Genomic DNA, 6,845 nt, shown 5'->3' with positions numbered 1-6,845 from the left:
GTGTCTTCGTTCTCGCTGCCCTGTCCAACTGCTGCACCGCCGACGTGCTGGCGTAACGCTGATGGCAAGCGCGCCGAATTGTTCAGGACGGACTACTTGCGACTGATCGGCCAGATGTGTGAGGGGCTGCTGCTATGCCTGGAGCAGACATTTGAGTGTCCATCCGCGGGCGCGAGCGAACGACTGAAAATGGGCTAGGCCCGCCGGTTGCCCCGTCGCGCGTGAGCTACCCGGCCGAGCGTCTCCTGTCGGACTATGAACGACCCACACCGGTCAGCGAGTTTGTGTCACGCCAATGGCCGCTTCAAAGGTCACGAAAGACGGTCGATCGGTTACGTGAGAACACGCCGCTATTCAAGTAGCGTGATCTCGATTCGCTCTTTTCCCTTTCCTGTATTTTTGCGTTTGAGTTTCAGCGCCCCGATTTCACCCGTCGATTTCGGGTGCGTTCCTCCGCACGCCATCGTCGCAAAGCCGTCGACTTTCCAGAATCTACGCTGAGCCTGGACATCGCTAAAATCGGTCAGGATGGGCAGATCGCGTGTCGTCAAATCTAGCGCAGTCGACTCAATCTCGGCAAACAACGGTGAGAGACTGGAATCGCTTGCAAAGTCAATACGCGCCTTGTCTTGCGCGATGTGTGCACCAATGCGTTCGATACCCGGCCGGAGTCGATATATAAATTGCAAAACCATTTCCGCCGCAAAATGCAGGCACATTAGTCGGTACCGTCGTTCCCAGTCGATTTGCCACGTCACGAAGTCCCCGACCCTCAGAGCATGCTCATGCGGCAGGGTGTACACGATGTCGAGCCCCCGCTTTTCCGCATTGATGACGCGGTAGCCACCCAGTGAGCCGGAGTCGCTTTCCTGACCACCGGAAAAGGCAAAATAAATTGTCGAATCTACTTTCACTTGATCGCCATTCACCAGAGTAACGACGGTGTCGAGAGTAGTTCGATAAGGCTCATCCCAGAACACTTTCCGCGTCATTGCCAGTCCTGTTTTTCCCAAGGAGAGGAATAGGATATCCGGACCGAGTTTGTCCTGCTTGTACGATTTTGCGATCGGATGCCCATATCGCCTCGTCCCATGTGTCGTTTTTGGACGGAGTAGCAGGCGGCCGCTGTCTCTACGAAAGCGGTCGGACATCAGCTTCTTGTCCGCGTTTGCTTAGGACCGCTTTTGGCCGAACCAGCGCCCGACGACCGAGCGCGACGATGATCTGAGCGGGGTGCGCAATACAAGGGCATCACACGGCCACTCACCTGAACTGGACCGCGAACCGATTTACGCATGCCCCTTCTTTCCTACGGAACGGTTTAAGTGCTTGCCTGCCTGCGGGCGATCACACGATGTCAAGCTCGGAGGTATCCCGCGTCTGAACTGACGGCTCGGTGACCACCCGGTTCCTTCCTGCGCGCTTCGCCGCATAGAGCAGGTGATCGGCCCGTGCCAGCAACTCCGCGACCGGCTCGCCAGGCCGATACCGGGCAATCCCAGCACTCGTCGTGACGCACAGCGTAGCGTCGATTTGATCGAAGCGTGTAGACTCCAAGACGGTGCGCAAGCGCTCGGCGATCTGATACGCGAATTTGTCGTCAACGCGCAGCAGCAGAAGCACAAACTCCTCGCCGCCGATGCGCGCCACCACGTCCTTCTCGTGCACTGCGGTGCGCAGGATTGCGGCGAACTGGCGCAGCACTGCGTCGCCGGCCGCATGCCCGTAACGGTCGTTGATTGATTTGAATTTATCGATGTCGAAAGCGATCAGGGCGAGCGGATAGCTTTGCTTGTCCGCGACGCAGCGGCGCGCCAGACGTTCGAACGCACGCCGGTTGAACGTTTCGGTGAGTGGGTCAAGATCGCGCTCGAGCGTCAGTCTGTCAATCACGTCCGACATCGCGGCAGCAAGCAGCACGAGCCCTAACACAGCCCCCATCAGGGCGAGCGACAACTGGAGCAAGACCCAGAAAAGCGTCTGCCCAAACGGTCCAGCGCTATGAGGCAGCGAGCGGAGCGTGGTGAGCGGTGTCCTGATGAAGAAACTGGCGCCGAAGATCAGCAGCGCCCAGAGAAGAACGCGGTTAACGGTACGTCCATTGCAGTGTTTCCTGAAACGGAGCGCGGTCAGCATCATCAACGCCCCGGCGCTGAAATTCAAGATATAGACACGCACGAGCAGGTTCGACGTCACGAAGGAGAAGTAATACATGCCGCCCAGCACCAGCGCGAACATCGCCGCATGCGTCGCTAGCCGCAAGTGAAGCCCTGCCCTGCGCAGAACACCTTCCGCCAACAGTTGAATGCTTGACACGTAAAACGTTGCCGATATAAGCGCGTTCAATCGCCATTCATCCGGCAGATGACATATCTGCACTGCTGAGCCGAGTGCGAAGGCAACAAATGAAGCGGCGAGAAAGCGCAGATAGCGCAGTCGCCTATCGTAGATCCATGCACAGGCAAAACCGAGCGAAAAGACCGCCGTGATACCTGGGATAATCAATTGAACGAGTTGGTTTGGCGTTATCTGAGCGGGCATGTGGCTCGTTCTCCGCTGCCGGCCACGAAATCGCCGGGCCTGTGGAGTGGCGGTTCTCGGGGCGCGTACCGTCAGTTGCCGTTTGCGACCCCCTCAAAAATGGAGGAGGCACCCGATATGGTCAGAGGATTGTACGCCCGTTGAGGGGGAGCCCTCGGGCAATGCGAGAGTGTCGCATCCGGCCTCGAGTTCCGAACTTGCTGCGAGCAGGATTCAGCGATTCTTCTGTCGTCGGCGAAGGTCCCATATTGGTCGGCTTGAACAGTTCCGACGGCCATTAGCTTCCCGAACAACGGCCATTGAGCGAGGACAGACGAGGCGCCCCGTTAGCCAAACTGAACGACGACCTCGACCTATGCTCCTGGCCGACCAGCCTCCGACGACCGAGCGCAGCGATCCTCGCAGGCGCGGGATTTCATGCAAAAGGCATAATCCACCCATTGCCGACAGACAGTCTGCAAAATAGCCGTAAGTCATCTGGGACCGTTTCGCAGTCAGACAGCGATACGCCCTTTGAGACGCATTTCCGTCAGGGCTCCACCACTCTCGATGACCTTGGCTGTGCCGTCGGTCTGAAATCCGCGCTGAACGTAGAAGGACTGCGCCCACTTGTGGCCGACCGCTACCCGACGCGGTCGGCGGAACTCGACCCACAACTGCCCTTCGATCGCGCGTACCTTTAACGGCGGCTTCCAACGGTACAACGGCCGTTCGAGCATCGTGCCGGTTTGAGGGTCATTGGCCATACCCGACACTGGGGCGGGCTGAGTTCCAGGTCAACGATGTTGCGCATTGCTGAAGGTGGCGGCATTGAGCAGCCGAACGTCAGCTTCCTGCATCAGCGAACACACTCCCGGCCCGAATACGTCACTCACAAAAGTGACGAAGTACACTCATTCACAAGCCCGGTTGAGACAGTCACGGCCATCGCTCCAATCGACCGCTGCCTCCAGGTACTGCCATTCATCACCCGTCGAAAGCAAAGCATGCTGCTGCGAAAGACCATCCGTTCAATCGGAGCAAGCCTCTCACCGTGCGATGCTCCGGAGGCAACTCGCGCGTCAAGGAAAGTTTCAGCCGGGAGAAGGCAGTAGTCCGAGGCACAGCGCGTCAACATCAGAATTTCCATCGCAGGCCCGCCTGAAAGGTCTGGCTTCGGGTGTTTCCAACGGGCAGGATCGCGTCGTAGCTGGCGTAGAAGGACAGGTTCGGGGCAGCGGTAATTGTCACACCGAGGCCGGCGATCAACTGGTTGCGTGACGGCGCAATGCCTGTGACAGGAAACGCGGTGCCATCTACTGCGATGACGTTCAGGCCGCGTGTGCTCGACAGTGTTTCGTAGGCATAGCCAAGGCGGAGCTCAGGCGTGATTTCAGTGCCACTCCGTGTCGTGAACAACTGCGAGACCGCGAATCCGAAATAAGGCTGGAAGCTGTCGGCGCTGCGGCCGTCTGCGCTCAGGTTGAAGGCGCCTGCGCCGGTGTCCGTGAACGCGCCTTCCGATAGATGGACGTACTGGATTCCAGCCTTTGGTGTCAGCGTCGCGCTGCCGCCGGCGAGGCCGGAGATCGTGAGCGGCATGCTCCATTGCGCGGCGAAGGTCGCTTCGTCGCCGCCGTGGGTCTCACTCGCGTTGCCGACACCCTCAATGCCGCGCGTGGTGTGCATCCAGTCATGCGCATAGCCCGCGGTCGCGGTGATGAGGCTTTGGCCGAGCACGATCCCGCCATAAAGCGCAACGCGTGCGCTTTCGATTGAGCCGCTGGAGGTCGAATGCTCGTCGATGCTGCTGTTCAGATAGCCGGCTGCCGCGCCCAGATAGACGTTGTTTTCGAGCGGCTGGTCGTAGCCGAGCAGGAAGCCGCCAGTCGAGCCGGTGAAGCCAGGCGTGCCCGAACTGCCGCTCAGCGACGTGAAGTTACCGATGCCGCGAATCCAGGCGCCGCGCGCAGCCGCTGGTTGCGACTGCACCGGTGGCAACGCGCCGGTCGCATCGGCATATTGCACCTGCATCGCCGGATCGCCGAGTGTTGCGACCGGACCGTCGGCGACGCCGGCGCGGCGCTGCCCGATCCTGTCGAGAATGATGCCGTTGATCTGTTGCGCGTTCAGCAACGCCATGCTGGTCAGCGTGGTGTAGATCGTGTCGTTGGTCGGTTCGACGACGACCGTTGACAGTGGCGAGGCCGGCTTGGAGAGCCGCAGCGTCACGTCGGCCGGGTTGTAGTCGATCGACTGGGGCAGGCCGCTCGGGTTGGCGCCGTTCACTTGCGAGAATGTTCCGTTGACGCTGTGCGCGGTCAGCAGCTTGTAGGTGGTCGGGTTATAGGTGCCCGGTGCGAACAGCAGCGCGAGCTTGCCGTCGATCGCCGCAGTGCCGCCGACCTTCAGTTGCGATGCAGCGCTCGGACTCACCTCGATGCCGAGCGTGCCACCCGCGCCTTGCGTGTAGTTGCCGCCGACCGTCAGCGTACCGATGGAGCCACCGGGGGCCACTGTGCCTGCCGTGTTGACGAGGTCCCCACCGATCGTGCCGAAGCCTCTGAGCGTGCCACCCGACACGGCGACGTTCCCGCCGAGGCTCGCGTTGGGTGCCGCGTCGGTGCCGATCGCGACTGTGCCCGCATTGACCGTCGTCGTACCCGCGAAGCCGCTGCTGTCGCCGGTCAGCGAGAATGTGCCGTCGCCTTGCCAGACCAGGCCTCCGGTGCCGACAAACGAGCCCGCGAAGGTCGTCGAATTGCCGGTACCGAAGGTCAGCCTGCTCGTACCGACGTCGACCTTCGAACCGGCGACGCTCGTCAAATCCTTGATCGTCTGATCGCCGGCGGCGGTGAGGTCCAACGTCGCGCCCGCGGCGGAGAGCGTCACGCTGCTGCTAGCCCCGACGGAGCCGCCTTTGCCGATCGCCAGCGTGCCGCCGCTGATCGTCGTTGCGCCGGTGTATGCGTTGTCGCCGGTCAGCGTCGCCACGCCCGGTCCCGTCTTGGCGAGTGCGCCGCTTCCCGCGAGCGACGCGCTGACACTGCCCGCCTGCAGCGCGAAGCCTGTCGACGACGACAGGCTGCCGTTGTTCACCGCGCCGCTCACCAGCGTCAGGCCGCGATCCTGCGTCTGCTTCGTGCCGCCCAGGTCGAGCGTGCCCACCGATACCGTCGTCGCGCCCGAAGTCGCACCGAGCGTGCCGGCACCGCTGAGCCGCAGCGTGCCGGCGCTGATCGTCGTGCCGCCGGTGTAGGTATTCGCGCCGGCCAGGACCAGGGTGCCGAGGTCGGCCTTGTCGATGCCGCCGCTGCCGGTCAGTTGCGCCGAGATCGTGTCTGTATAGCTGGCTCCGGCTGCGGTGCCGTCTCCGACGCGGATCAGGTTGCGGCCCGCCGCCATCGTGATCGGGGAGCCCTGGATCAGGTAGCCGCTGGTCGCGAACTGCATGCCGCCGGAGACGACGTTGCCGGGCGTGTCGTCGACGCTCACCGTCCCGGCGGCGGCGGCGAAGATCGCAAACGAACCGCTCGTGTACGGCACGTTGAAAGCACCATTGGAGCCCGTCCAGTTGTCGTTGCCGGCGGGAGATTGCCACGTGCCGCTGCCGCCTTCGATGATGCTGTCATTCTTTCCGTTGCCGCCTCCGTCCCAGAAGTTGGTGGAGACGCCAGTGGAGTTGACCAGGTTCACCTCTGCGGCTATCGAAGTCTGAACCGAGGCCGTGACGCTGGCGGGCAGCGAGCCGAGCTGGAGACCGTTATTGATCAGCGCGCCGCCATAGCTGATGATCCGGTAGATCCCCGGATCGAAACTGGCGACCGGCGATGAGACGTTCAGCGTGCCGGCCAGCGTCAGGTTCCCACCGACCGCCATCAGGTCGTTGAACGGGCCGCCGACCACATTGGCTTGGCCAAAGTGATAGTCGAGCGTCGACAACGCGGACAGCCCGAGGTTACCGGTGATGGTCAGTGTGCCGGGTCCGCCGCCGAGGGCGGTGTTGCCCGGCGCCAGAACGCCCTCTGCAACGCTGACGTTGCCGCCAAGGGTGCCACCGCCGCCGAGCGTGCCGCCTGATGAGACAGTGAACGTGCTGCTCCCGTTGCCAAGGGTACCGCTCACCAGCAGCGAGCCGCTCGTGGCGCTGGCCGCACCTGAAAACGCGCCACTGTTGCTGGTCAGGTTCGTGGTGCCCGCGCCAGTTTGCTGCACGTTTCCCGCGCCCGTGATCACGCCGGATTCGGTCATCGTCGTACCGGAAGCGGGATCGAAGGCGAGCGTGGCGTTATCGGTCACGTTACCGGTGATTGACCCGTTGGTGG

5 protein-coding genes are annotated in these 6,845 nt (G+C 62.0%); 1 reads left to right on the top strand and 4 read right to left on the bottom strand.

The annotated features are described in order from the left end of the window. The coding region (locus C7411_RS37940; RefSeq protein ID WP_207786590.1) for a hypothetical protein at window positions 1-198 on the top strand (198 nt) is incomplete at its 5' end. A 152-nt stretch (window positions 199-350) separates the two neighbouring features. Here C7411_RS37940 and C7411_RS36580 read toward each other — a convergent pair. From C7411_RS36580 to C7411_RS36565, 4 genes are all read right to left on the bottom strand, one after another. Further along, complete coding sequence (locus C7411_RS36580) at window positions 351-992, bottom strand: alanyl-tRNA editing protein (RefSeq protein WP_110389012.1); 642 nt, start codon at window positions 990-992, stop codon at window positions 351-353. 355 nt (window positions 993-1,347) lie between these two features. Continuing rightward, window positions 1,348-2,541, bottom strand: coding sequence for a GGDEF domain-containing protein (locus C7411_RS36575; RefSeq protein ID WP_110389011.1), 1,194 nt, complete (start codon window positions 2,539-2,541; stop codon window positions 1,348-1,350). Between the two features lie 494 nt (window positions 2,542-3,035). Next, complete coding sequence (locus C7411_RS36570) at window positions 3,036-3,287, bottom strand: hypothetical protein (protein WP_110389010.1); 252 nt, start codon at window positions 3,285-3,287, stop codon at window positions 3,036-3,038. A 370-nt stretch (window positions 3,288-3,657) separates the two neighbouring features. Next, window positions 3,658-6,845: autotransporter outer membrane beta-barrel domain-containing protein (locus C7411_RS36565; RefSeq protein WP_116603304.1), on the bottom strand; the 3,188-nt coding region annotated here is incomplete at its 5' end.

Source organism: Paraburkholderia silvatlantica, assembly GCF_003096715.1.
In the GTDB taxonomy this organism is placed as follows: Bacteria; Pseudomonadota; Gammaproteobacteria; order Burkholderiales; family Burkholderiaceae; genus Paraburkholderia; species Paraburkholderia silvatlantica.
This window is presented reverse-complemented; position numbering and strand designations above follow the sequence as displayed.

Excerpts from the sequence above, each read along its gene's own strand:
- C7411_RS36580 (WP_110389012.1), bottom strand. The coding sequence starts at position 992 with ATGACGCGGAAAGTGTTCTGGGATGAGCCTTATCGAACTACTCTCGAC.
- C7411_RS36570 (WP_110389010.1), bottom strand. The coding sequence starts at position 3,287 with ATGGCCAATGACCCTCAAACCGGCACGATGCTCGAACGGCCGTTGTAC.
- C7411_RS36575 (WP_110389011.1), bottom strand. The coding sequence starts at position 2,541 with ATGCCCGCTCAGATAACGCCAAACCAACTCGTTCAATTGATTATCCCA.